Origin of the sequence: Segatella copri DSM 18205, assembly GCF_025151535.1 — a bacterium.
Classification (GTDB): Bacteria; Bacteroidota; Bacteroidia; order Bacteroidales; family Bacteroidaceae; genus Prevotella; species Prevotella copri.
This window is the reverse complement of the sequence record NZ_CP102288.1, coordinates 1,572,561-1,597,298: the sequence shown is the minus strand read 5'-3', so window position 1 is coordinate 1,597,298 and position 24,738 is coordinate 1,572,561. Positions and strand designations below refer to the sequence as shown.

At 44.6% G+C, this 24,738-nt stretch carries 23 protein-coding genes; 9 read left to right on the top strand and 14 right to left on the bottom strand.

Going from position 1 to position 24,738, the window contains the following annotated elements; genetic code table 11:
* The first annotated feature begins 35 nt into the window (after window positions 1-35).
* The 4 genes from carB (at window position 36) to NQ544_RS06810 (ending at window position 4,561) form a co-directional block, all read left to right on the top strand.
* Window positions 36-3,269, top strand: coding sequence for a carbamoyl-phosphate synthase (glutamine-hydrolyzing) large subunit (gene carB / locus NQ544_RS06825; RefSeq protein ID WP_006847425.1), 3,234 nt, complete (start codon window positions 36-38; stop codon window positions 3,267-3,269).
* A gap of 192 nt (window positions 3,270-3,461) precedes the next feature.
* Complete coding sequence (locus NQ544_RS06820) at window positions 3,462-3,941, top strand: DUF1016 N-terminal domain-containing protein (RefSeq protein ID WP_006847426.1); 480 nt, start codon at window positions 3,462-3,464, stop codon at window positions 3,939-3,941.
* Between the two features lie 123 nt (window positions 3,942-4,064).
* Entirely contained in the window at window positions 4,065-4,316 is a 252-nt protein-coding gene (locus tag NQ544_RS06815) for a DUF4160 domain-containing protein (protein ID WP_006847427.1), read from the top strand.
* A complete protein-coding gene (locus NQ544_RS06810; protein ID WP_006847428.1) occupies window positions 4,313-4,561 on the top strand; it encodes a DUF2442 domain-containing protein in 249 nt (82 codons plus the stop codon). The genes NQ544_RS06815 and NQ544_RS06810 overlap by 4 nt, the downstream gene beginning before the upstream one ends.
* A gap of 95 nt (window positions 4,562-4,656) precedes the next feature.
* Here NQ544_RS06810 and NQ544_RS06805 read toward each other — a convergent pair whose 3' ends face one another.
* Both NQ544_RS06805 and NQ544_RS06800 read right to left on the bottom strand, forming a co-directional pair.
* Window positions 4,657-4,995 (bottom strand): helix-turn-helix domain-containing protein, encoded by a 339-nt coding sequence (locus NQ544_RS06805; RefSeq protein WP_006847429.1) that lies wholly within the window; start codon window positions 4,993-4,995, stop codon window positions 4,657-4,659.
* A gap of 45 nt (window positions 4,996-5,040) precedes the next feature.
* A complete protein-coding gene (locus tag NQ544_RS06800; RefSeq protein WP_006847430.1) occupies window positions 5,041-5,193 on the bottom strand; it encodes a hypothetical protein in 153 nt (50 codons plus the stop codon).
* A gap of 117 nt (window positions 5,194-5,310) precedes the next feature.
* Here NQ544_RS06800 and NQ544_RS06795 point away from each other — a divergent pair, with 117 nt between their 5' ends.
* The gene (locus tag NQ544_RS06795; RefSeq protein WP_006847431.1) at window positions 5,311-6,114 is read left to right on the top strand and encodes a putative polyvalent protein kinase domain-containing protein; all 804 of its coding nucleotides are present in this window, start codon (window positions 5,311-5,313) and stop codon (window positions 6,112-6,114) included.
* A 135-nt stretch (window positions 6,115-6,249) separates the two neighbouring features.
* Here NQ544_RS06795 and NQ544_RS06790 read toward each other — a convergent pair whose 3' ends face one another.
* From NQ544_RS06790 to NQ544_RS06770, 5 genes are all read right to left on the bottom strand, one after another.
* Window positions 6,250-6,912 carry a DUF4391 domain-containing protein gene (locus NQ544_RS06790; RefSeq protein WP_170269813.1) on the bottom strand — a complete coding sequence of 221 codons (663 nt, stop codon included), beginning with the start codon at window positions 6,910-6,912 and terminating at the stop codon, window positions 6,250-6,252.
* 56 nt (window positions 6,913-6,968) lie between these two features.
* Window positions 6,969-10,205, bottom strand: a complete 3,237-nt coding sequence (locus NQ544_RS06785) for a helicase-related protein (RefSeq protein WP_006847433.1) — start codon at window positions 10,203-10,205, stop codon at window positions 6,969-6,971.
* A gap of 51 nt (window positions 10,206-10,256) precedes the next feature.
* Window positions 10,257-13,391 carry a type III restriction-modification system endonuclease gene (locus NQ544_RS06780; RefSeq protein WP_006847434.1) on the bottom strand — a complete coding sequence of 1,045 codons (3,135 nt, stop codon included), beginning with the start codon at window positions 13,389-13,391 and terminating at the stop codon, window positions 10,257-10,259.
* A gap of 59 nt (window positions 13,392-13,450) precedes the next feature.
* Window positions 13,451-15,454, bottom strand: a complete 2,004-nt coding sequence (locus tag NQ544_RS06775) for a site-specific DNA-methyltransferase (protein WP_006847435.1) — start codon at window positions 15,452-15,454, stop codon at window positions 13,451-13,453.
* Between the two features lie 515 nt (window positions 15,455-15,969).
* Complete coding sequence (locus tag NQ544_RS06770) at window positions 15,970-16,104, bottom strand: hypothetical protein (protein WP_006847436.1); 135 nt, start codon at window positions 16,102-16,104, stop codon at window positions 15,970-15,972.
* Between the two features lie 277 nt (window positions 16,105-16,381).
* On the opposite strand from NQ544_RS06770, the gene NQ544_RS06765 reads away from it, so the two are divergent.
* On the top strand, window positions 16,382-17,746 hold the full coding sequence (locus tag NQ544_RS06765) for an ATP-binding protein (RefSeq protein WP_006847438.1): 1,365 nt from the start codon (window positions 16,382-16,384) through the stop codon (window positions 17,744-17,746).
* A gap of 37 nt (window positions 17,747-17,783) precedes the next feature.
* Window positions 17,784-18,446 carry an HU family DNA-binding protein gene (locus NQ544_RS06760; RefSeq protein ID WP_006847439.1) on the top strand — a complete coding sequence of 221 codons (663 nt, stop codon included), beginning with the start codon at window positions 17,784-17,786 and terminating at the stop codon, window positions 18,444-18,446.
* 530 nt (window positions 18,447-18,976) lie between these two features.
* On the opposite strand, the gene NQ544_RS06755 is transcribed toward NQ544_RS06760, so the two are convergent.
* Complete coding sequence (locus NQ544_RS06755; protein ID WP_006847440.1) at window positions 18,977-19,729, bottom strand: YaaA family protein; 753 nt, start codon at window positions 19,727-19,729, stop codon at window positions 18,977-18,979.
* 160 nt (window positions 19,730-19,889) lie between these two features.
* On the opposite strand from NQ544_RS06755, the gene NQ544_RS06750 reads away from it, so the two are divergent.
* The gene (locus NQ544_RS06750) at window positions 19,890-20,612 is read left to right on the top strand and encodes a phosphatase (RefSeq protein WP_006847441.1); all 723 of its coding nucleotides are present in this window, start codon (window positions 19,890-19,892) and stop codon (window positions 20,610-20,612) included.
* A gap of 37 nt (window positions 20,613-20,649) precedes the next feature.
* Window positions 20,650-21,192, top strand: a complete 543-nt coding sequence (locus NQ544_RS06745) for a beta-class carbonic anhydrase (protein ID WP_040553038.1) — start codon at window positions 20,650-20,652, stop codon at window positions 21,190-21,192.
* A 93-nt stretch (window positions 21,193-21,285) separates the two neighbouring features.
* Here the strand turns inward: NQ544_RS06745 and NQ544_RS06740 are convergent, their stop codons facing one another.
* The 6 genes from NQ544_RS06740 to NQ544_RS06715 all read right to left on the bottom strand — a co-directional run bounded on the left by NQ544_RS06740 (window position 21,286) and on the right by NQ544_RS06715 (window position 24,721).
* On the bottom strand, window positions 21,286-21,792 hold the full coding sequence (locus NQ544_RS06740) for an HD domain-containing protein (RefSeq protein WP_006847443.1): 507 nt from the start codon (window positions 21,790-21,792) through the stop codon (window positions 21,286-21,288).
* A 45-nt stretch (window positions 21,793-21,837) separates the two neighbouring features.
* Window positions 21,838-22,101, bottom strand: coding sequence for a GlsB/YeaQ/YmgE family stress response membrane protein (locus tag NQ544_RS06735; protein ID WP_006847444.1), 264 nt, complete (start codon window positions 22,099-22,101; stop codon window positions 21,838-21,840).
* Window positions 22,102-22,127: 26 nt separating this feature from the next.
* Window positions 22,128-22,679, bottom strand: coding sequence for a sugar O-acetyltransferase (locus NQ544_RS06730; RefSeq protein WP_006847445.1), 552 nt, complete (start codon window positions 22,677-22,679; stop codon window positions 22,128-22,130).
* A gap of 7 nt (window positions 22,680-22,686) precedes the next feature.
* Window positions 22,687-23,445, bottom strand: coding sequence for a response regulator transcription factor (locus NQ544_RS06725; RefSeq protein WP_167529923.1), 759 nt, complete (start codon window positions 23,443-23,445; stop codon window positions 22,687-22,689).
* Between the two features lie 11 nt (window positions 23,446-23,456).
* Window positions 23,457-24,110, bottom strand: coding sequence for a DUF1349 domain-containing protein (locus tag NQ544_RS06720; RefSeq protein ID WP_006847447.1), 654 nt, complete (start codon window positions 24,108-24,110; stop codon window positions 23,457-23,459).
* 140 nt (window positions 24,111-24,250) lie between these two features.
* A complete protein-coding gene (locus tag NQ544_RS06715; protein ID WP_006847448.1) occupies window positions 24,251-24,721 on the bottom strand; it encodes a peroxiredoxin in 471 nt (156 codons plus the stop codon).
* Between the last annotated feature and the right edge of the window lie 17 nt (window positions 24,722-24,738).

Sequence of the window (24,738 nt, the reverse complement as noted above, 5' to 3'; positions counted from 1 at the left end):
TTAACATTCAACATTTAACATTAAAATAAAGAATAATGAAAGACGAAAATATAAAGAAGGTGCTCCTCTTAGGTTCTGGAGCCTTGAAGATCGGTGAAGCAGGTGAGTTCGACTACTCAGGTTCGCAGGCCCTGAAGGCATTGCGCGAGGAAGGTATCGAGACTGTGCTCATCAACCCGAATATCGCAACCGTACAGACATCAGAAGGTGTTGCCGACCAGATTTACTTCCTGCCAGTGCAGCCATACTTCGTAGAGCGTGTCATCCAGAAGGAGAAGCCAGACGGTATCCTCCTCAGCTTCGGTGGTCAGACAGCCCTCAACTGTGGTGTAGAACTCTATCGCCAGGGCATCCTGGAGAAATATAATGTCAAGGTATTGGGTACTCCAGTACAGGCTATCATGGATACTGAGGACCGTGAGCTCTTCGTAGAGAAACTGGATGAAATCAATGTGAAGACCATCAAGAGTGAGGCTTGCGAGAACATCGAGCAGGCCCGCAAGGCTGCTGCCGAGCTCGGCTATCCTGTCATCATCCGTGCTGCTTACGCCTTGGGTGGTCTCGGTTCCGGTTTCGCAGACAACGAGGAGGAGCTGAATAAACTCGCAGAGAAGGCTTTCTCTTTCTCTCCACAGGTATTGGTTGAGAAGAGTTTGAAGGGCTGGAAAGAGATTGAGTATGAGGTAGTTCGCGACCGTTACGACAACTGTATCACAGTTTGTAACATGGAGAACTTCGACCCACTGGGAATCCATACCGGTGAGAGTATCGTCATCGCTCCATCTCAGACCCTGAGCAATTCTGAGTATCATAAGCTCCGTGCCCTCGCCATCAAGATTATCCGTCACATCGGAATCGTGGGTGAGTGTAACGTGCAGTATGCCTTCGACCCTAAGAGCGAGGATTATCGTGTAATCGAGGTGAATGCCCGCTTGAGCCGTTCATCAGCCTTGGCATCTAAGGCTACCGGTTATCCTCTTGCCTTCGTTGCAGCCAAGCTCGGTATGGGCTACGGTCTGTTCGAGTTGAAGAACTCTGTAACCAAGACCACATCTGCCTTCTTCGAGCCAGCATTGGACTACGTGGTATGTAAGATTCCTCGTTGGGACTTGTCTAAGTTCCGTGGCGTAGATAAGGAGTTGGGTTCATCTATGAAGTCAGTAGGTGAGGTAATGGCCATCGGCCGCAACTTCGAGGAGGCTATCCAGAAGGGTCTTCGTATGATTGGTCAGGGCATGCACGGTTTCGTAGAGAACAAGGAACTGGAAATCGACGATATCGATGCAGCTTTGCGCGAGCCAACAGATAAGCGTGTGTTCGTGATTTCAAAGGCAATGCACAAGGGCTATACCGTAGATCAGATTCACGACTTGACCAAGATTGACAAGTGGTTCCTTGAGAAGTTGAAGCACATCATCGACATCGACGAGGCGATGAAGAAGTGCAACATCAATACTCTTGACCAGGATTTGCTCCGCACCGCTAAGGTTTACGGTTTTACCGACTTCCAGGTAGCCCGTGCCGTGGGCTTGGAGCAGGAGTTGGGCAACATGCACAAGGCTGCCCTGCTGGTTCGCAACAAGCGCAAGAGCTATGGCATCCTGCCTGTAGTAAAGCAGATTGATACCCTGGCAGCAGAGTATCCTGCTCAGACCAACTACCTCTATGTAACTTACGCTGGCGTGAAGAGCGACATCACATTCGAGAACGACCACCGTTCTATCATCGTACTCGGTTCGGGTGCTTACCGCATCGGTTCTTCCGTAGAGTTCGACTGGTGTGGCGTTCAGGCATTGAACACCATCCGCAAGGAAGGCTGGCGCTCAGTGATGATCAACTACAACCCAGAGACCGTATCTACCGACTACGATATGTGCGACCGTCTCTACTTCGACGAGTTGACCTTTGAGCGTGTGATGGATATCATCGAGATGGAGCAGCCTCATGGCGTTATCGTATCTACCGGTGGTCAGATTCCAAACAACCTGGCTATGCACCTGGATGCACAGAATGTGCCAATCCTGGGTACTGCTGCCAAGGACATCGATAACGCTGAGGACCGTGCCAAGTTCTCTCAGATGTTGACCAACAATGGTATCAACCAGCCAGAGTGGAGCGCCCTGACCTCTATGGAGGACATCGACAACTTCATCGAGCGTGTAGGCTTCCCAGTATTGGTTCGTCCTAGCTACGTGCTTTCGGGTGCTGCGATGAACGTATGTTCTAACGAGGATGAGCTGAAGCGATTCCTGCAGTTGGCTGCCAATGTAAGTGAGGATCACCCAGTGGTAGTAAGTAAGTTTATCGAACATGCCAAGGAGATTGAGATGGATGCAGTGGCAAAGAATGGCGAGGTGATTGCCTATGCGATTTCCGAGCACATCGAGTTTGCCGGTGTTCACTCAGGTGATGCTACCATCCAGTTCCCTCCTCAGAAGTTGTATGTTGAGACAGTTCGTCGTGTGAAGCGAGTAGGTCGTCAGATTGCCAAGGAGTTGCACATCAACGGTCCGTTCAACATCCAGTTCATGGCTCGTGACAATGATATTCTCGTTATCGAGTGTAACCTTCGTGCCAGCCGTTCGTTCCCATTCGTAAGCAAGGTATTGAAGATCAACCTCATCGAGTTGGCTACCCGCGTAATGCTCGGTTTGCCAGTAGAAAAGCCACACAAGAACCTCTTCGATCTCGACTATGTAGGTATCAAGGCATCCCAGTTCAGCTTTAACCGTTTGCAGAAGGCAGACCCAGTATTGGGTGTGGATATGAGCAGTACCGGTGAGGTAGGTTGCTTGGGCGACGATACATCTACCGCTCTCTTGAAGAGTATGCTTTCTGTGGGTCATCGCATTCCTGCCAAGAACATCCTGCTTTCTACAGGTTCTGCCAAGCAGAAGGTAGATTTGCTCGATGCTGCCCAGATGCTGGTTAAGCATGGTTACAAGCTGTATGCAACCGGTGGTAGTAGCAAGTTCCTCACCGAGAACGGCATTGAGAATACCCGTGTACTCTGGCCATCAGAGGAGGCAGAAGGTGGTGCGCCTAAGGCTTTGGAGATGCTCCACAACCACGAGATTGATATGGTAGTGAATATTCCAAAGAACTTGACTAGCAGCGAGTTGAGCAATGGTTACAAGATTCGTCGTGCAGCCATCGACCTGAACGTGCCATTGATTACCAACAGCCGTCTGGCGAGTGCCTTCATCTATGCATTCTGCACCACCAAGCTCGAGGATATCGATATCAAGGCTTGGGGAGAGTATAAATAGCTCTTTATTTAAATAATTCTCGCCAAAAGAAGTCAACCGTTTTACAGCTGATCTTCTTATGGTGGTCAATGTAAACTTTTCATCAACAAAAAAGCTTGTCTGTAGTAAGTGATGCTATAGACAAGCTTTTTTTTATGAAAAATCAAAAAAAACTTGGACGTTATTTTTGCAATCGTCTGAAAACAAGATGTATTGCAAGCAGATGAACTGCAAGCAGATGTACTGCTTTCTGTAAATCGTTCGCTATTGGCGAACGATTTGACAAATACAAGACTATATACCGATGTCTGCTCCATCATAGAGCAAGGCAGGAAGGAAGCTTATGCCTCCGTCAATCATAAGATGATAGAGACCTATTGGAACATAGGGCGACGCATCGTGGAAGAAGAACAGAATGGTGAGGCACGTGCTGAGTATGGGGTTCAGATCATTGCGCAATTATCTGAGCAATTGACACATCAATATGGTAAAGGATTTAGCAAAAGAAATTTGGCTTATTTCCGCCAATTCTACTTGACAATCAGTGATATACGAATTTTGCAATCGCGATTGCAAAATCTTACTTGGACACATATAACAAAAGTTCTTCGTGTGGAAGACTCTACTGCCATTCGTTGGTATTTTTGTTTTCGTATTAGATATTCCCTATACTATGTTGAAGAGAATCTGTAATCCCAGCTTGTCCTTCCCTTATGGAAAAAAGAAAAGTTAAAGTTGCAGAAATGTTTGGTGATTTACATGATTTTGTTTATTTTTGCATTGTAATATAACATGTAACTATAAGAATAATAAAATATGCCGGAAATAGCAAGGTTTTATGGAATCATCATAAAGATGTTCTTTAAGCCAAAAGAGCATGAACCTTCCCATATTCATGCAATCTATAATGAGTATGTAGGTTTATTCAATATCAAGACATTTGAAATGTTTGAAGGAGATTTACCTAAAAAGGCTCAAGAGTTAGTAACAGAATGGCTCTCACTTCATTCTGATGAACTTCAGGACATGTGGGACAAACAAATAATAACAAAACTTCCACCATTATGATACCAAGAATTAAGAAAATGTCAGTTCTCGATGACTATATCCTTTTCGTTGAATTCGATGATGGATATAAAGTGTTGTACGATGTGAAGGATGACATCAAGACGCTTCCTTCGTTTCGTGCATTAGTGGATGTATATGGCCTTTTTAAACAAGCCCAGTTGGACACCAGCCGAACTTGTGTATATTGGAACGACAAGATAGATCTAGCCAGCGACAGTATTTATGAGTATGGAAAGGCAGCATAATTAAAATCCCGGTTTCGTCATTCTTGATGATTCCCAATAGAAAAATCCCTGCTGTAGGAAAGGCTTCCTATGGCAGGGATTTTTTATTTGTATGACTATTTTTTGCACATATCTTCAGCTACCATCATAGCTACATTTTGCGTATTTGGAAGTTTGTATGGACGATGGCTCTGTTTTGTGGTAATGATATCATCACCAAGAATCGTCGCCATCTTTGCAATTGTAGCTAATGTGAGATTATGTGTTCCACTCAGCCAACGACTTACTTCTGTTTCAGTCTTGCCAAGAGCTCTTGCGAAATCACGCTGTTTCATATTTCGTTCCTGTAATAGTTCAAAGACTCTGTTGGCAATAGCAACGCATAAGTCGACTTGTTTGTTTGTGTCCGCAGGAGTTGACTTGCGGATTTCATCCATCAGTTTATTTGTTTTCATATTAAATCCTCCTTATTATAGTCGATATCTATAGTTAATTCAAGTTTATTGAATCTTAACCTTGTGGATGGTAGCAAGTCGTGCTACGTGTCCTTTCGGAAGTGGAGACATTGTAATCTCGCTATGAGCAGGGAAAAACTTGTCGATGTCTTTGTAGTCTATGGTATGAACTTGTATCTTCTTGTCTTTTGTTTCCATATAGCTTTCCTTTCTTTTATTATTGTTGCAAAGATACGCTGAATATTCGAAACTGCCAAACTTTTCTAGTAATTTTTGAGATTTATAGTCAAATGATAAGGGTGTACCAAAAAAGCAGTGAAAACTTTGGTTGTTTCAAAATTTAATCGTAAATTTGCAGCAAAAACTATAATAATGAAGAGTTATGGAAGAAAAATTATCGACTATATATTTAAGAGATGGGCGGAACGCCCTGCAATATGTTATGAGCCTGAGCGAAAAGTACAGGCAGATAGCGACCGAAGCGATATTCGAGTGTTTGAGACTGGGCTATCCACTCAACAATATGGAGATAACAGGCAAAGCACGAGAACTGCAGAGGAAGAGGAATGCCTACGTTTGATAAATATCGCCAAAGAACAAGGCTTGTATATAGATAAGTCGGACTGGGGTAAATTTGGTGACAGACGAATGATTCCAACGGGAGAAAGCATTGTCTTTTTGAGTGAAGACGGAACAACTTTCACCAAAATGAAGTCTCCTTTTGCAAAGGCTCCGATGAAGCATATCTTGCCAGAGGATATCATTTATGAACATCTGATTCATAACATCTTATTCCCATCAACGAGGTATCGTTTTATTGGCTTTTCAGAGGATATAAAGGGAATCCGGATTGTTCTTCAGCAACGAAATATATCCGATATGTTTCAAGTACCATCGCAGAAAACGATTGACGATTATCTCATTAATCAACTGGGCTTGACAAAGGAGGATAGATATTTCTATGGAAATGAATATTTGGCAATAACTGATGTTTCTAATGTCAGTGATAATGTGCTGTGTGATGAAGATGGCAAACTGTATTTCATAGACCCGATTATCCGGTTGAAGAAGTCGGGAAGAGAGGTATGGGAGTATCTTTATAGAACAAGATGTGTATGAAAGAGGACCAAGTTTCTCCATTTTTTGTTTGTGGATAGCTAAGTCTGAAGAAGCAGCCTCGCAATCTCTTAATATGGCAGCCCCTTATTATTATAGTCTGTGTCTTTTTATGATAGTATGCATAATTCTCCTTTACTAAATATGTTCCTCCAATTTCTTTTTTAGCTTCATATATTTCTGATGCAAGGCGAATTTCTTTTGCGGTTGCAGCTCTTTCAGTTCTTTCTTTCTGATGGCTGTCATTTCCTTTTTTATCGCTTCGATGTGGATGGTATGGGAAACGGCTTGATGCAGATCCTGCTGCGAGGAAGTAATCTGGGTTGATGCAATCTGGCGAACCAAGGATTCATAGAGTGTATCCATATTAGAAGTACTATCCAGACAGAGAGATAGCATTTCTTCTGATAACCAGTCTGTAGAAAATGACTTGATGATCTCGAATGTGCCAGCAGAAGCATCCTTCCATTGCTTGTAGTTTACCAATAAGCGATAACGATTATCCTGCTGAATGATGAAAATCGTATGTCGGGGTAACTTGCTATCAATATAGCGGAAGATGTCTGAACAGTCTGAAATTCCTTTCTTAAGCTTAATAAGAAAGATGGTGAGTTCGTGAACATTCTTTCCATCTGCCACATGCAGATTGCTGGGTGCCAACTTATAGAGCCAAACTACCTGCTCTACATTCTCAATAAATGCAGATTTCATGCGAGCCGTTACCTCAAGATGGCTATAAAAAGCTATCTTGGGTACTACTCGGTTTACCAACGTAAAGTCGGGGAAATTTAATATATTCATAAGTTCTTTTTTTACTTTGCACATTGAACTTGGAACTTTATGATTAAAGAGATTGCTTATCTGATAACCAGGAAGGTGATGAGTTCGAAATCATCCAATCCCTTGATATCATTAGTCAAAGCCGTGGTTTCACCCAACGAGAAAAGACTGTCTATGTCGCTCTCTTCCTTGATGCGTACCATACTGTCGATGGCCTTCTGCAACAGGTCGCTATAATGTTCCATGTGTCTGCCGTCGCTGGTTTCCTTACTCAGCAGGGCACAAAGATTTCTGTCGTATTCCTTCTTGTCCTTGCAGAGCAATCGCAGGGTATCCAGTAGTTTCTTGGGATGAAGATGGTCGCAGATAACCTCGCCATCATCCGACAGATACACCATATAGAAAGGATGAAGTAGGTTTTTCTTGTCGATGTTCACAGCATTATTGCGATTCTTCAATACATAGATGACACCGGGCTTGACATCGCCCTTTGCACCTGCCACAGCATTCATTCCGAAAGGAGCATGCTCTATGTCGGGATGTTCCTTGATATACGATAAGAGGTCGAGACGAAACTCGTTCAGTCCCAGGTCCATGATGTTGATACCGGTGTCCATATCCTCAATGTCAATCACTTCTTCCTGCAGATGCTTCAACTGCTTTCTGCGATATTCCAGGTCGCCCTTTTCGTTGTCGCTCAGTAGGTTGTCATCTCCAGTAGAAGTCAGAATGGTGGCTTTCATACGGCTTTCCACTCTGCCTTTCAACTGGATATATTCGTCCAGTTCCATATCAGGCCAGTAGTTTACCAACTGTATATCCTTGTTCCGGCTGCCAATACGGTCAATACGTCCAAAACGCTGGATGATGCGTACGGGATTCCAATGGATATCGTAGTTAATCAGATAGTCGCAGTCTTGCAGGTTCTGACCTTCCGAGATACAGTCTGTAGCGATGAGCACATCGATGTTTTCATGAATCCATGGCTTCTTAGCTGCATCCTTTTCATCAAAGATGTCACCTTTGTCTTTGGAGATGGGCGAGAAGAAGGTGAGCACATTATTGAATGTACACTCAAACTTCGGAATGGTGCATTTGCCCTCGGTACTACCCGTGATGAGGGCAACGTTCAATCCGCAGCCTGCCTTGATTCTTCCGGCAAGTTCCTGATAGAGATAGTCTGCCGTATCGGCAAAGGCTGTGAAGATGAGCACCTTCCGGTTATCCTTGTTGATAGGATGGGTAAATTTCTCCTTCAAGTCTGCTATCAGCATTTGCAGCTTGCTGTCATGGGCTGGCGTAATATCTTCCAGCATCAGGAGCAGCATCCTGAGTACTTCCTGATCTGCTGCCAGATCTCTTCGCCAACTGATATAATCCATATCTCTGAGTCTGAAACCTCTTATCTCTTCAGCTTCCTGATCGATGAGCGAGATGGTTTCGTTGATGTAAGCCGTGATGCGCTCCAAGGTGAGGCGGAAGGAGTTGACCGAACTTTCCAGTCGTTTCAGCAGGTTGGTAGCCATCAGATTCCGTAGTCCCTTCTCTCGTCCGTCGATAGACAAGCCGCTTCCATCATAGTCGATGGTATAGCTGTTCCTGGCGCTATCGTGCAGATAGAGCGACGGGGTGTAGATAGACAGATTCAGATTGTCCAGTTCTGTGGCAATATCCTTGAAGTTGATGGCATTGCTGATGTCGGTGAGTTTCGGACGACGGGAGATAGGAGGCAGACGATGTGGAAAATCACCGATGGCACTGGTATCATAATACTTCATGATGTGGCTGCGCGAACGGGCGATGGTCACGGCATCCAGCAACTGGAAAAAATCGTAGCTCAGGTCGTTGAGCAGCCTTTCCGTTGTGCGTTCTTCTGCTTTTAGTTTTGCCCAGTGGTTATATACCTTCTGGGCATTCGTAAAGATGTCATCTACGTTCTTGCCTAGTCCCAATGCTTCGTCAAACGAGCTGCTTCTGCCTTCGTAAGCCAGCTGCAACTGGTTCTTCAAATCACCAAACCTATTGTTTACAGGGGTAGCACTCAGCATCAGTACCTTCGTCTTCACACCAGTACGAATCACCCGGTTCATCAGTTTCTGATATCTGTTTTCCTTTCTTTCCTCAAGCTGCTCATCATCATCTTCCTCTTCATCCACGTTTCCTCCATTGCGGAAGTTATGGCTTTCGTCGATGACCACGAGGTCGTAGTTGCCCCAGTTGATGTGGTCCAGATTCAAGCCGTTGGAACTTCCATGTTCTCGTGAAAGGTCGGTATGGAAGAGAATGTCGTAGCGTAGACGGTCGCCAGCTATCGGATTGTTCTTGTAATTGGAACGGAAGGTAATCCAGTTCTCATTCAGCTTTTTCGGGCAAAGCACCAGCACACTCTTGTTGCGGTTTTCGTAATACTTGATGACAGCTAGTGCAGTAAAGGTCTTTCCTAATCCCACACTGTCGGCAAGAATACAACCGTTGTATTTCTCCAACTTGTTGATGATGGCGAGTGCCGCATCCTTCTGGAAGTTGTATAGCTTGTTCCAAATGAGACTGTTCTTGAAACCGGTCCGCTCATTGGGAAGAACATCTTCAGAAATATCTTCCAGAAATTCATGGAAGATGTTGTAGAGAGCGATGAAGTAGATGTATTCGGGCGCATTCTCTTGATAAACCGTCTCGATGTATTCCAAAACCCTGGCAGTTACGTCCTTGAATTTCTCATCGTTCTCCCATTGCTGGTTGAAGATCTGCAGATAAGCCTCGGCAGAAGGAGAAGGCAGCACATTGACCATCGTATAGACATTGTTGCCCTTTTCGCAACCCAGTTGGGTGGTGCTGAAATCATCAAAAGGAAGATAAACATGCTGCTTGCTGGGCACATTCATGTCAAAGACAGGTAGGGCAGAAGGTTCACCATCACAGAGATGCAGAAATCCGCCCATTCCTTCCTGTGAAGAATTGGACTTGAATTTCACTTTCTTCCGAATCCATGCCGCACACTCCTTGGCGATAGCTTTCTGCGACAGCTGGTTACGGAGCTTGATTTCAAACTCTGTACCATAGAGGTTGCGCTCACGGTTCAACTTCGGAATGTAAAACTCCCGCTTTTCTTTCTTCGTCCTGTCGGCCACAAAGGTTGGCGAGGTGAAGATAAAGCGCACTTCCTCCACCTTCTCCAGTTCCGCCTTCATGGCTTCGAAGGCGTAGATGGAGAAAGAGGCGGCGGCGATGGATATGCGACTTTGGGTGGACAACCTCGATTTCAGGTCGTCCACCAATCGTTCGCTGGTATTGTTTATCTGTTTCGGCTGTTCCATGTCCTATTGCTTAACATTCAACATTCAACACTTAACATTTAACATTAAGAATTATTTCACCCATTCCATCAAGTCGTCGTAGTTGGTTACCTTATGATAGTAGATGCCCGAACCTGAGAGTTGTTCGAATAGCCTGTCGGCACAGGCTATCTTGCCATCTTCTATGCCTCGCAAGTCGAGGGTTGACATGCTGCCCTTGGTTTCGGCTACGAAATAGACATGCTTCACGGTACCATCCTTGAAGGCTATCGCCCAGTCGGGAGAATAATTGCCCACAGGGGTAGGAATGTGGAAGCCTTTTGGCAATTTGGCATATACGGCAACATCGGTGCTCGTATCGAGGTCTTCCACGAACTTGCGTTCCACACTCTGCTTTGCCGTTCCATCGGTAAACACATAATCCACGATGCTCTTCCTTCCCTGGTAAGCCTTGTCGAGTGAGGTATGCTTCTCCTCCGTAAAGATGGCGGAATCGTAGCTTCCCTCTATCTCGTTGTAACTGATATGATCTACGATGATGGTGGCTTTCTGCTCCAGTATCAGACGACTTACCCTGCGGATAAACTCTTCCGGATTCACCTTGTACATATCAAACTTGCTTGGCATGATTTGGGATAGAATCCCGGCGATGGTTTTGCGGGTCAATCGGGTGTTGGCGGCTATCTTGCCTAGCAGGTCGTACTTCACGGTGCTTACTACATCCGTTCTCAGGTCATCATGCTGCATTTCTTCCTGCACCATCATGCTGCCCGCCTTCATATCGTCATGTTTCAGTTCCGTCTTCTGCACTCCTCGGGTTACTACGTAGCTCAGTTTCGAAACCACCAGTTCCTTGTTGATGGCAGCAATGGCTTTCTCTATCAGTTCCTTGCTTTCGAAGTTCACCGTATAGGCATATTTGTGGTTGATGCGATTCCAAAGTTCCTGGAACTCCTTCTTCGTAAAGTTCTCATTCAGTCTGTTCTCTGGAGTCTGCGGCGTACTTCCGTTCTCTATCATACCGTCAAGGGCAGAAGGATTCCAAACGCCTTCTATCAGTTTGTGAATCCATTTGCCGTATGGCTTTATTTCATCTGGCAATGTTGCGAGTGTTCCTGATGTTGCAGCAGAGCGGTAAGCATCGGTTACATGACTTTCGTCATCCACATAACCGTTCTTTACCAGATAGAAATAAATCTTCTTGGCTTCTGATGTCGTGATGCTGTGCTTGCTGCCATCCTCAATCGTGAAAGTCTTTCCGTCGAAGTAATCGATGTCGGCAACCTTCGGACGGTCGTAGAGATCTTCCGAAATATTCTTCTGCAGGTCGTTTACGAAATCAGCATAGCCCTCAGAGGCAATCACGGTAAGGCGGTTAATCTGCTGCACCTGTCCCTGCAGGGTATCGGCATCCTGTCGTACTCCCTTGTTGTCAACGCAGAGTCGCAATCCTCGTCCCACTTCCTGACGCTTCTGCGAGATGCTGTTCGCTTGTCTGAGCGAACAGATCTGGAAGATGTTCGGATTGTCCCAACCTTCTCTCAAGGCAGAGTGGGAGAAGATGAAGCGAACTGGTGAATAAGTTGGGTCGAGACTCAGCAGGCGTTCCTTGTCCTTCATAATCAGGTCGTAAGCCGATACATCATCGCTTCCGGCTCCCTTCTTCTCGTCGCTGTCCTTGATGCGCTTGGTCTTGGGGTCGATGGAGAAATAACCCTCATGGGTCTTGTTGACTGGAATGCAGCTGAGATACTGCATATACTCCGGGTCGTACATATTCTGATTTTCGTTCAGCTCTGCACGATATTCCTGTTCAAATATCTCCCCATAGCGTCCAAGCAGCGCATTGCCGTCTTCATCATACTGGCGATACTTGGCAACCTCGTCGATGAAGAAAAGCGAGAGGCACTTGATGCCGCGATGGAAGAGCGCACTCTCTTTGCGGAAGTGCGCCTTGATGGTTTCCCTTATCTGGATGCGAGCCTTGTGGTCGGCAGTTACGTTGCCGATTACCTCCTTCAGCATCAGACTTTCGCCGTTGCTGAACTTCACCTGGCTGCGACTTGGCTGGTGGGCATCCACCACGATGTCGGTAATCATGAACCCCTTGTATTGCAGCATGTTTCCGGAGGCACTATAGAGGTCATCGCCTTCGCCCAACTTCTTGTAGATTCGTTTGATGGCTCCCGTAGTGCTCTGCTGTTCTATCTCCAGTCTAACCTGTGGTGCCTTGTCTTTCGAGAGCAGCAGTTCTGTAAAATAGATATAGCTGTCGGTACCTTTCAGGTTCTTCAGTTCGAAGCCTACTACCTCTATTTTCTTCACCAGTTTGTGGTTGTAGGCATCAAGTGCATCGAGCACATACACCGTGTTGTGGTGTTCCTTGTGGGTAGCGGAGTAGTTCAGGGTGAAGAGCGGATTGAAGGCTTTGAGTGCCGTCTGTGTAGCGGCACCTCCCATCTTCTGCGGTTCATCCAGGATGATGATAGGGTTGTTGGCAGCAAGAACGGCAATCGGCTTTCGGGAACCGAACTCATCGCGTTCGGAGTTGATGATGCGTGCCGCCTTGTTCTTGGCTCCTTCCTTCATGGTGTTGAAGGCCTGGGTATTGATAATCATCACGCTGATGTCGTTGCTCTGCGAGAAGGTATCGATGTCATTGAGGCTGCTGCTGTCGTAGATGAAGTAGCGAGCCTTCTTGCCATACTGCTCCATGAAGTGATCTACCGTGATGTCGAAGCTTTTCTTCACTCCTTCTCGGATAGCGATGCTTGGAACCACCACGATAAACTTGGTCCAGCCATAGTGCTTGTTCAGTTCGAACATCGTCTTGATATAGACGTATGTCTTTCCCGTACCGGTTTCCATCTCTACGTCGAGCTGGCAGGCACCGAGTTTCTGACAGAGTTCTTCATCCTGATGGATGTTGTTCTCTGTCTGAATCTGTCGGATGTTGTCAAAGAGAGCCACCTTATCCATGGCAAGGCGGTTGTTCTTATAGCCTAGGCTATTGCCAGCATCATCGCTATCAGCAAAAACATTGGTTTGAACGAATTTGATGTCATGCTTCTTGCTGTCAACCACATACAGTTTTCCCTTATCCATCCTGTATTCCAGGTTGGCTTGGTTGGGCTGCCCCTTAAAGACGTTGATGACGCTCTCCACGGCATCGGTCTGATATTGTTGTATCTTAAACTTCAGTTTCATAATCGTAATCAGTAAAGCTCTTTTTACTTTTTTACCCTTTTACCTTTCAAAATCCCTTTCTAAAGAATTTTGGTGACCGTGTCAGGAGAATATGTTTTAAAGATCTGCTCGAAGTTGGTGGCGGTGGAATCGTCCTTCATGCTGGTGTCACGGAGCACGGCATAGGCTGGCTGCATCTGGGCGATGGCTTTTACTACTTCGTCGGTAACATTCGGGTCGAAACAAGCCACGAGGTATCCTTCGGCAACGTTATAGATGGTCTTGCCAGCTACCATTGTCGTTTCTATCTTCGAATCCAGGGTTGCACCGAGTTCAAGCATCACCTGGAAGAGCAGGTCTTCGCCCGTTCTATCCGGCTTCACATTATCAACCTGCGAGAAGAGGTCGGCTTGCGAAATATCCTTTGGAGAATAGTAAATGTCCTGCATATTGGTGGAATCGAGTTTCAACACACGGAAGCCTATATCGAGGTCCTGGGTGGTTAAAGGAGACTCCTCCTTGATTTTCTTGCCGGCACGGCGGATTCTTTCCTTGCCGATTTCGCAGATTGTGTGAGGTTTATGGATTGAATCCAGAAAGTTTATAGCATTCTTTGCAGTTTTCTTTGCCTTATCTTTTGCAGTCTCAATAACTTTATCTATATTTTCAGGAATTTGAACCAGTATATATTTAAGATTTAATTCTTGGTGTTTATTATTGAGTTGCATTGTAGTCTCTGCAGTCGAAGCACTACCCGAAAAGAAATCCATGATATAATCATCTTTCTCTATAACAAAGTTAAAGAGTCTGCTAAGTATAGTCGTTGATTTTGGATTTTGGAAGATGTCTCTTGCCATAAGTGCTTCAAATTGTTTTGTTGAAGAACGACCATCTTCATAAATTACAGAACGTAATACATCTTTAGCATTTTCAAGTCTTTTCTTGGGCTTGATTAATGTTGTTTCATCTACACCAAACATGATATCATTATTGGCTATCATTTTTACCATTGTTTCCTGTGGAAATCTGAAACCTTTTTCTGGCACCTTGCATGCTTTATGTGTTATAGGATGCAATATTGTATAGTCATAGCCTCCGAATGTAGTATTAGCAATGTCACCATCATGGAATACTCCCTTCTCGTCAACATTGTCATAATGTGCAACCCCTTTTAGTTCTTCTTTATTTAACTTTATCCATGTACGTAACTCAGTTTGAATGGTTTCGATATCATTCCCATATATAGCTTTTAGCTCTGTATACTTTTTCTGAATTAGCTTTGCTTTTTCACTATCAGCATACCAGTATTCTTGAGCATCCTTATTTTTGCAATAACAAAGTATATATTCGTGTTCCGTATTTATTTGACGTGGATTGTTGTCTGTTGCTGTTTGTAAAACTATACATCCAGTAAAGTTTGCTGCTCCAAAAATTTCATCACATACTTTATGTAAGTTCGTGACTTCATGATCATCAATAGAAATAAAAATTACACCATCTTCTTTAAGGAAGTCTTTTGCTACCTTCAGACGAGGATATATCATGTTGAGCCAATCAGTATGGAACCTTCCATTTGTTTCCATGTTTGTAGCCAATCGATTTCCTTGATCATCGTATTGTTCACTATTGGAAAGATAATTATCAGCCTCTTCTGCATAATTATCCCCATAGATGAAATCTTTTCCTGTGTTGTAAGGTGGGTCGATGTAGATCATTTTCACCTTATGGAGGTAAGTCTCCTTCAGACATTTGAGAACATCGAGGTTGTCTCCCTCGATATAAAGGTTCTGGGTGTTGTCGAAATCAACGCTGTCTTCACGGCAAGGGCGAAGTGTGGCATTGATAGGAGAGTTGGCAAGGAGAATCGCCTTGCTCTTGTCGGGCCAGGTAAACTGGTAGCGTTCTGCTCTTTCTGACATCACGCTATCAGAAAGATTCTGCTTGAGTTTCTCGAAATCTATGAGGTGCTTTGGCCGGCCGCTTCTTTCATCTAAAGTCTCCGTAACGCAGTCGGGAAACAGCTGCGCAATTTTCGTAATGTTGTCCTCGACACCATTACTACTCTGCATTCTTAATTTGTCCATTCGTAGCTCTTTTCATTGTTGGTTACTATATATAATAAGGTATAGCAACAAACATTGAAGCGAACTCCAACGTCTTTTGCTATAGCTGATGGGTGCGTTTGGAACTAAATCATTATCGGAGTAAAACGGGCAGCGGACAGAAGGATTAGCAGAAAGCCATCCGTCGAAAAGCCTTGATGAAGTGAAGACAAAGAAGAAGCGTGAGCTTCCCTTATCAACACTTAGGCTTTTGCCGGGCCCATCCACACGATAAGTTCCGCCCACGCTATAGCGTAGGCGTTTACAGAACTTACTCTTTGTGTGGAATATAACTTTAATTCTGGCAAAATTTAAGTGTTTCCGAACAAATTAGTAAACGCAAGTTTATAATCTTACTATGTTATATCTTTCTTTTCTGTTTCTTATATTTCTTCCTTTTTTAATTGTTATATATTCAAAATTCCTTGTTGGTCATTATGATGCAACAAGTTTTAAAGGATACCGGAATTTCATCCATAAGGAGTCTATTCGCAACACTATAAGGTTTCCATCCATGCGATAGCATCTTGAGCAGTGCCAAAGCACAGAGTTTCTCCGTTTTTATGTTCTTCTCTCGCTTTGTCAAGCTTCGCTTGCAAATCGGGAGTAATTGCATAAGTTGATGTGCTCATATCCTTTGTTTTAAATTGTTATATGGAGCAAAGGTAATAAAAAATAATGAGAAATGAGGTGTTCTTATGAATTTTAACACTGATAATCTTGATTATAATGGCTTGTATGAGTCTGATAACTCTATCTTTTATCACAAAACGTGCCTTTATAACTCTATCTTTTATCATAAAACACCCATTTATAACTCTATCTTTTAGCAAAGTTAACATAAAATAATTGCTTATCTCGTTAATAATCAGTATTTTTGCAGCTGTATAATCATAAAGACGCAAAGATATGGATAAATACTTGTCAAGAAGCATCGACCAGGCTTTGCTGGAATGGAAGGATAATCCTCGAAGAAAACCTCTTTTGGTGAGGGGCGCCCGACAGGTAGGCAAGTCGAGCACCATTCGGCATTTGGGCAAGAGCTTCAAATATTTTTTGGAAGTTAATGTGGAAAGAAATCCTGAGGTGATGGAATTCTTTAAGGGCTGTCGTGATGTGAAGAGCATAGCTGCTAAGCTATCCGACTTCTTTAATGTGCCGGTTGTTCCGGGCGAAACCCTTCTTTTTCTCGATGAGATACAAAAGAGCGAGGATGTCATTCACAGCCTTTGGTTCTTTAAGGAAGATTATCCTGAACTTCATGTCATTGCAGCAGGTTCGCTCCTGGAGTTTGCGCTGAAGGATTTGGCATCATTTGGAGTGGGCAGAGTAAGTTCACTGTTTGTCTATCCGATGTCTTTTGATGAATTCCTGACGGCAATGGGGCAAGAGGGGCTTCTTAGAACCAAGCGAAATAGCAGTCCTACGAATCCGCTGCCCGAGGCATTCTATAACAGATTGGTGGAGGCTTTTCGAAGTTATATGCTGGTTGGCGGAATGCCAGAAGCCGTGGCAACCTACAAGGAGACAGGGTCTTATCGCTATAGCAGTGATATTGTAAATGAAATCATCCAGGGGTATCAGGACGATTTTGCCAAGTACGGAGCCAAGGCAAATCCTCTGCTTTTGCGCCAAACTCTCATAAGCGTAGCGCATCAGGCTGGAGCCAAGTTTGTTTACAGTAGGGTAGAAGGACAATATCGTTCGGCAGAAGTAAAGGTGGCTTTGGAGATGCTGAAGGATGCCGGACTAATCATCCCGACCTATCATACGGATGCCAATGGGGTGCCGCTTGGGGCTGAAATCAACGAGCGGGTTGTGAAATATCTTATCCATGATACAGGCGTGCTGCTTGGAATCCTGGGAATAGATGACGACATCGACGACAGCATCAAGGAGATGATGGTGGCAGATTCCATCGATCTTGTTGACAAGGGGCATGTGGCAGAGATGATGGCGGGTTTGGAACTGGTTAAATATTCTTCTCCGCAGAAGCGGCATCAGTTGTACTATTGGCAAAACATGAACAAAGGTACTTGTGCCGAGGTGGATTATGTGATAGCTCGCAGTGGCAACATTGTTCCGATAGAAGTAAAATCGGGTGTGAAGGGTTCTATGAGCAGCATGTATTCGCTGATGCGCAATCCGCAGAAGCATATAGAAATGGGCATCCGCTGTTCTCTCGAAAACTTTGGTACATTCGAGAGTCCCGATGGCAAGAAGATAAACATCATTCCTCTTTATGCTATCTCCAATTTGTTTGCGGAGAAGTAGATGGGGGATATAAAGAAATATCAAAAAAACTAAGAATATGGCTAGAGCAACAGGTTCAATCAATTATTTGGAGCATCGCACGCCCTTGAAGGACGAAAGCGGTAAGTATCAGATACATCCGATGTTTGTAAAACGGGATATCGTTGACCGGGAGAAGATGGAGAAGCGTGTTCGCGATCATTGTGCGATGAACGTTTCGTCCTTTATCTCTGCATTGGAAACGTTGGAGGATGAAACGCTTTACGCCTTGGCTGAGGGCAACGAGGTGAGGGTAGGCGATATGTTTATCGTCAAGCCTAAGCTGGGGATGGTGAAGCATAAGGACAAGAATGGAATCGAATGGAAAAGGACCTATCATGAGGGTGATCTGATTCCAGCCAATGAGGTGGATATCTGCGGCTTGGAAATTCAGCCTACGAAGGAGTTCCTGGAAAGGCTTAAACGCCACTCTAATGGCTGCAGCCGACAGTATTGGAGTGTGAAATCTACTCCAAAAGAGGCGGATAAGGAATTTGCTGATATTGTAGAGATTTGTCAGCAGCAGGGTTATATCACGGTGAAGGATATGATTCGTGAATTCGGTGTCACCCGCTATCATGCCAATAAGGTATTGAATGACCTCTGTGAGGAACCGGCTGCCAGAATGTATGCTACCAAGGAAGGTCCAATAACGCTCTATCGTTTGTGGAAGAAGGAGTAACTAAAACGTAGTTATTGAAACGGCTCTTTAGGTTGACGGAAGCGTTTCCTTAACTTGAATAAAGCGTCTCTTCTCGTTGAAGGATGCGTCTCCGAGAGTTAAAAGAAGCGTTTCCAGGAGTCAGAACAAGCGTCTTTTAGAGTACAAGCATATACCTTCTCAGGCATTGCCACTAGGCTCAGCAGCTCTGCCGAGCCTAGTCAGCAGGTCTGCTGACTGCAGTCAGCACCTCTGCTGAGCCTAGTGACAACACCTTTTAGTCGTACAACTATATACCCTATAGTCGTACAACTGTATACCCTATAGTCGTACAACTGTATACCCTATAGTCGTACAACTGTATACCCTATAGTCGTACAACTGTATACCCTTTAGTCGTACAACTATAACCTCTTTAGTTGTACAACTATACACTTTTTAGTTGTACAATCGTAAAATGATGATACTTCTATGAGATATATTGGGTGCTCTCATTCAATCCAAACATACAGCATCTTCCTTTTATCACGTTCGTTTGCTTTTGTTCTATTTCAACGAACGAAATGAGGAAAAGCAGCTTCTCCTAATTCTGGCTCATATTCAAAACCTTCGTAACTGAAGCCTGCCAGTTCCTCTGGAGTAAGAAGCTGATTATTCAGGATATATCTCACCATGGCTCCACGGCAAGATTTAGCCCATACAGCCTGCATCTTCAATCTGCCGTCTTTCTGGCGGACATAAAAGAGTGGCTGAATGACCTTTATTTCCTTACATACTCTCTTCCAATCGAACAGATGTTCATATTCCTCTGTAGAAAGATGGATGAGTATACCATCGTCAGCTTTCACACTATCGATGAGAACATCTGTCAGTTTGTCTTTCCAGAACTGATTGATAGGCTTGTCGTTTGTAGCTTCGAGCGATACGCAATGCTCCATACGATAAGGTACGATGCCATCCAACGGTCGAAGCAATCCATAAAGGAAGCAGGTAATCCAGAGATGTTTCTGGGCATACTCTAACGCCTCCTCGCTCAAAGAACTGGCACGCAGATGTTTATATGCCTGACCATTGTAAGCCAGGATAGCCGGCATCTTCTCTGCAGCCATAAAATCATGATATCGCTTCCAGTTCGTCATTGCAATCTTGCTGCTGCAATCCAGTTGCTTAGCCAATTCCTCTACATTCATCATTGCCATTTCTTTGGCCAAGTCATTGGCAACTGATTGGAATAGTGGCACGGAGATAGGCTTTCTGTCTGCCTTCTCAAACATGATTTTGGCATTTGCCAATAATATCTGCATAATAATTAATCTTTTGAATTGTACCTGCAAAGATAAGAAAAAATCAATATACAATGCTAAATAGCCAAGAAAAATCCCATAAAATTAAAATTTTTTATAAAACGAGCATTATATAGTACTTTTTCTTGTGTAATCTATAAATATTTGTTACCTTTGCCCCATGAAAACATTATTAGACGTTCATACACATACAATAGCATCAGGTCATGCCTTCAGCAGTTTGCAGGAAATGACCTTGACAGCAAAGGAGAAAGGGTTGGATATTTTGGGAATCACAGAGCACGGTCCCAATATCCCGGGTAGCTGTGATCCTATCTATTTCAGAAACCTTCATTGTGTTCCACGCCAGCTCTATGGAATCAAACTGATGCTTGGAGCAGAACTCAACATCCTCAATACGAAGGGAGATATCGATCTCGACGAGGATTACTGGCGTATCCTGGATATCCGAATAGCAGGCATCCATAGCCTTTGCTGGCAGGGAGGAAGTAAGGAGGAGAATACGCAGGGTGTCATCAATGCCATGCGCAATCCCTTCGTGCAGATTATCTCTCATCCCGGCGATGGTACGGCAGAACTGGATTTCGAGGAACTCATGAAAGTTTCCAGGGAGACGCATACCTTGCTTGAAATCAACAACCATTCCATGGCTCCCATCCGCCACAAGACTGTGGCTGCCCCCAATAATCTGGAACTGCTGGAACTTGCCAAGAAGTATGAAACTCCAGTCATATTCGGAAGTGATGCCCACTTCTCTGCGATGATTGCTGACTACAGCAACATTATGCCACTGGTAGAAAAAGCAGAGTTCCCGGATGAGCTGGTTCTCAACTATCAGCCAGAGAAATTCATGGCTTACCTCAAGCCAACCCCTGAAAAATAGGAAAATTTAGTTTCACATTTCAATTTACACGACTATGATTATAGAAGAAATCATCAAGTATAATGAAAACTTCGTAGCCAGTAAGGCTTACGAAAAGTATATTACGAGTAAATATCCAGACAAGAAACTTGCCATTCTTTCCTGTATGGACACCCGCCTCACTGAGCTTTTGCCAGCAGCTTTGGGCCTGAAGAACGGAGATGCCAAGCTCATCAAGAACGCCGGTGGACTGGTTATCAGTCCTTTCGACTCAGCCATGCGTAGTCTCCTTGTAGCCATCTACGAATTGGGTGTAGAGGAAATCATGGTCATTGCCCACTCCAACTGCGGTGCATGCCACATGAACGGACAGCAGATGAAGAAATTGATGCTCAAACGTGGCATCCATCAGAATGTTATCGATACCATCGGGCTTTGCGGCATCGACCTCGACCATTGGCTGGAGGGATTCCACGACACAGAGGATTCTGTAAGGAATACCATCAATACGATCCGTACACACCCTCTCGTACCAAAAGACGTCAATCTTCATGGCTATATCATTGACTCACAGACGGGCAAACTGACAGAAGTGAAATAGAATAAAGGTATTATTTTAATTAAAACACATAACAGCAGTTTGTTGTACTTTCACCTTCCCGCTATGATGCTCTTTCCAAGAAAGTAACTTTCGTTACAGCCCCCACATATCATTCAGCATACTGATTGCTGATTCCGAGCGAAAGACATGATTGCGGAAGGTGATGATGCCTTCGGGAGCAAGTTGGGATTCGAAGGAATTGACCAGGAAATCAGCTTCAAGCAGAATGCGGTGGTCGAGGCTGGTAACATCTTTATAAGTATGATGATGGGCAATGAGCCAGCAGATTCTTTCTATCTGTGCGGCTGTGAATCCATCTACTTCTGACAGTACTTTTCTTGCCTCGTCAGGACCCAGTTCTTCCTGGTGCTTGCCATCGCAGTTGCCGTATCTGGCTTCTGAAACGTGAATGCCTACATCGTGAAGAATGGCTGCAGCTTCGAGCACGAAGAGGTCTTCTCCGGTCATTCCTTCTGCTATCGCAATCATACGGGCAAAGTCGTGTACCTTTACGAAATGCTGGATGCGTGGCGCATCGCCGCCATCATACTTAATCATCGCCCTCATCAGACTGGCGAGTATCAATTCCTTATTTGTCATTATCTTATGTCTTTAAACCAATATTTATATCTACTTGATGGGATGTTAATCGAAAAGCTTCTTCCAAATCCACAATACCGCTATGGCACCAATGACACAGAAGATGAAATTGGTAAGATAACCTTTGCCAAACAACTCAATGTTCAGCAGACTGCTGATGATGGCACCGGCATAACTGCCTACAATACCTATGAAGAGATTCATACAACATCCTTTTCCTTCACCGCTCATAATGCGGTTGGCAATATAGCCAATGAAAATACCTGTAAGGATTGGCCACGCTGTGAAATCTGCAATATGTTCTAACATACTCTCTTGATTTTATTTTATCCTATTTATCTGAGCTTTCTGATAACTCTTGCAGGATTTCCCACAGCCATGGAGTCATCAGGAATATCCTTGACCACTACGCTGCCGGCACCGATTACGCAGCGGTTGCCGATGGTTACTCCAGGGCAGACGATGACTCCTGCGCCCAGCCAGCAATCTTCGCCAATGGTGATGGGGAAGCCTGTTTCTACTGGCTTGCGGCGTTCCATATAGTCGATGGGGTGGTTAGGGGTTACCAGCTGGCAGCTCGGACCTATCAGGGTGCGTGCCCCGATGGTAATCAGGGCTTCATCGAGCATCGTGGCGCCATAGTTGATGAATACATTCTCACCCACCTTGATGCCGTGACCATGGTCGCAGTGAAAGGGTGGGCAGATGGTGGCTGAGGCAGGAATGCTTGGAATCAGTTCTTCGATGATGGTTCGATAGTCTTCATCAAACAGGGTTAGCGTCTGCAGGCGGCAGCAGAGACGGTTGGCGTGCTCTATGCTTTTCATGCCTTCCTTGTTGCTGAAATCATAGAGCTCGCTGTTTCTCATTTTTTCAAATTCTGTCATTTCTTTCTTATTGATATTCTACAGTTATTCCAAGTTGCTTTGCTTTGTGGCAAGCTTCTGCCATGTTGGCTGCCTGCATCTTCTTGATGATGTTCTGGCGATGCCTGTCTACCGTGTTCTTGCTGATGTTCAGGCGGATGCTTATGGCCTTGCTCGAAAGTCCCTGACTTACCAGGTTCATGATGGTTATCTCGCGTTCACTCAAGAGCTGTTTCTCATCGATGTCAATCAGGTGCTCTTCTCCTGTGAGTGAATTCTTCAGAATGGCCATCTTGCTGGTCTTTGCTGTAAGATTAAAGAGACAGATTGCATAGCAGACGCCCCGCTGCCCCTTTCCCTTGAAATAGAAGATGCGGTGACGTGTGGGGAGATATTTGCCATCCTTGTCAGCCATTCGCATGGTATTTCCCAAGTACCAGTAGAATGCCTTGTCAGAATGGGAGGCGCTCACAAACTGATAGTAAACCAACTCCTGGAGATTGCGTCTGCGCTGGTCATCAGGATGGATGCGATTCAGAATCTTCTCTTCCCAGATAGATTCTATCTTCTCATAACTGCCGGATGGTTCGAATCCCAGAAAGTCGCTCGTCATTCCATAATAGATATGGCTTTTGTTGGTACGGAGATTACTCAATACAGCGATGGAATTCTCGCATATGGCATAGGATTTAGCGATGAATCGCAGTTGCAGTTCTTCGTCTTCCTCCAGCTGGCCATCTCTCTGCTGGCGCAGCTTTTCATCCAGTTTATCATCAATATCTATCATAAAATCTCTGTTTATTTCTCGCTGTGAGTCTTGAGCCATTCCAGTCTGCGCTGGTCGGGAAGATGCTTTACCTGAAAATCAGAAAACTTAGCCTTGAAGCCTTCGCCATCTGGGCATGCTGTTGCAAGTCCCACTTGAACAGGGGTGTTGTCCTGCATCCAGCAGTTGCGCATCATGGTGTAGGTCTTGTCATCGAAAGAATAGAAAATTTCAATGGCATCCAGGCGGCGTACTGCCTTAATCCACACATAATCAACGGGCTTGTCGAGGGTTATTACACTCCAGTCGCTGGTGTGATGAGTCACAACGGTGCTCAGGTTGTATTTGCCATCCACGTATTCAATGCCCGCCTTGAGCCAATTCTCCTTATCAATGCGTATCATCATTCCTGCTTGGTCGAAGCGCACTTTGTATTCTCCCGAAATCTTCACCTTTGCCTCAAACTCACCGCCATAAGTGGCGTAGTAGAATGGTGCATCATCTACGGTGAAGCCATAGTGGGAGATTCGCCAGTAGTCACAATGACCAGGCACATCCATTGTTAATGTCTTGCCCTTTATTTCATAACTTACTGGTTCATTAAACCAATTCATCTTCTCCAAACTCTGTGCTGCCGATGTCATAGCCATTGCTGCAAACAGCGAAATAGTCAATAATTTCTTCATGTTATTTCGTTCTTTAATCTATTTAGTTTATTTGTTCTTTACTCTTTTTAACTGCAAAGTTAAAAGATTCATCTGATAATCAAAAATAACTAGTAGAAAAAATGTGCCGAATGGTTATTTATCAGCATGGGATTATGCCCTTATTGGATGTTTGAATGGATGTAATCCAGAATCTGCTCGGCATGAATCTTGGTCTTAATCTCTTTAGGAGTGAAGATCTTCTCAATGACGCCTTCTTCGTTGACAAGATAGGTAGTGCGGAGGATGCCAATGGTCTTTCTGCCGCAGGTTACCTTCTCGCCCCAGCAGCCAAGTTCCTGCAGTAGGGTGGTTTCGGTATCTGCGATAAGAGGGAACTGCAAACCCTTGGTTTCGGCAAACTTCTTCTGCAGAGCCTGCTTGTCCTTGCTCACGCCGATAATCTCATAACCGGCTGCAGCCAGCTCCTCCTTATGTGCCTGCAGTGAGCAGGCCTCGGCAGTGCATCCGCTGGTGTTAGCCTTCGGATAACTGTAGAGCACAATCTTGCGACCACGGTAGTCGCTTGCCTTTATCTCACGTCCGTCCTGGTCAATGCCAAGAATCTCTGGTATTCTATCTCCTACATTCATAATTCTATATTTATTTA

Coding starts and splice junctions, on each gene's coding strand:
- carB (WP_006847425.1), top strand. CDS start 36: ATGAAAGACGAAAATATAAAGAAGGTGCTCCTCTTAGGTTCTGGAGCC.
- NQ544_RS06815 (WP_006847427.1), top strand. CDS start 4,065: ATGCCGGAAATAGCAAGGTTTTATGGAATCATCATAAAGATGTTCTTT.
- NQ544_RS06810 (WP_006847428.1), top strand. CDS start 4,313: ATGATACCAAGAATTAAGAAAATGTCAGTTCTCGATGACTATATCCTT.
- NQ544_RS06805 (WP_006847429.1), bottom strand. CDS start 4,995: ATGAAAACAAATAAACTGATGGATGAAATCCGCAAGTCAACTCCTGCG.
- NQ544_RS06800 (WP_006847430.1), bottom strand. CDS start 5,193: ATGGAAACAAAAGACAAGAAGATACAAGTTCATACCATAGACTACAAA.
- NQ544_RS06790 (WP_170269813.1), bottom strand. CDS start 6,912: ATGAATATATTAAATTTCCCCGACTTTACGTTGGTAAACCGAGTAGTA.
- NQ544_RS06785 (WP_006847433.1), bottom strand. CDS start 10,205: ATGGAACAGCCGAAACAGATAAACAATACCAGCGAACGATTGGTGGAC.
- NQ544_RS06780 (WP_006847434.1), bottom strand. CDS start 13,391: ATGAAACTGAAGTTTAAGATACAACAATATCAGACCGATGCCGTGGAG.
- NQ544_RS06775 (WP_006847435.1), bottom strand. CDS start 15,454: ATGGACAAATTAAGAATGCAGAGTAGTAATGGTGTCGAGGACAACATT.
- NQ544_RS06770 (WP_006847436.1), bottom strand. CDS start 16,104: ATGAGCACATCAACTTATGCAATTACTCCCGATTTGCAAGCGAAGCTT.
- NQ544_RS06765 (WP_006847438.1), top strand. CDS start 16,382: ATGGATAAATACTTGTCAAGAAGCATCGACCAGGCTTTGCTGGAATGG.
- NQ544_RS06760 (WP_006847439.1), top strand. CDS start 17,784: ATGGCTAGAGCAACAGGTTCAATCAATTATTTGGAGCATCGCACGCCC.
- NQ544_RS06755 (WP_006847440.1), bottom strand. CDS start 19,729: ATGCAGATATTATTGGCAAATGCCAAAATCATGTTTGAGAAGGCAGAC.
- NQ544_RS06750 (WP_006847441.1), top strand. CDS start 19,890: ATGAAAACATTATTAGACGTTCATACACATACAATAGCATCAGGTCAT.
- NQ544_RS06740 (WP_006847443.1), bottom strand. CDS start 21,792: ATGACAAATAAGGAATTGATACTCGCCAGTCTGATGAGGGCGATGATT.
- NQ544_RS06735 (WP_006847444.1), bottom strand. CDS start 22,101: ATGTTAGAACATATTGCAGATTTCACAGCGTGGCCAATCCTTACAGGT.
- NQ544_RS06730 (WP_006847445.1), bottom strand. CDS start 22,679: ATGACAGAATTTGAAAAAATGAGAAACAGCGAGCTCTATGATTTCAGC.
- NQ544_RS06725 (WP_167529923.1), bottom strand. CDS start 23,445: ATGATAGATATTGATGATAAACTGGATGAAAAGCTGCGCCAGCAGAGA.
- NQ544_RS06720 (WP_006847447.1), bottom strand. CDS start 24,110: ATGAAGAAATTATTGACTATTTCGCTGTTTGCAGCAATGGCTATGACA.
- NQ544_RS06715 (WP_006847448.1), bottom strand. CDS start 24,721: ATGAATGTAGGAGATAGAATACCAGAGATTCTTGGCATTGACCAGGAC.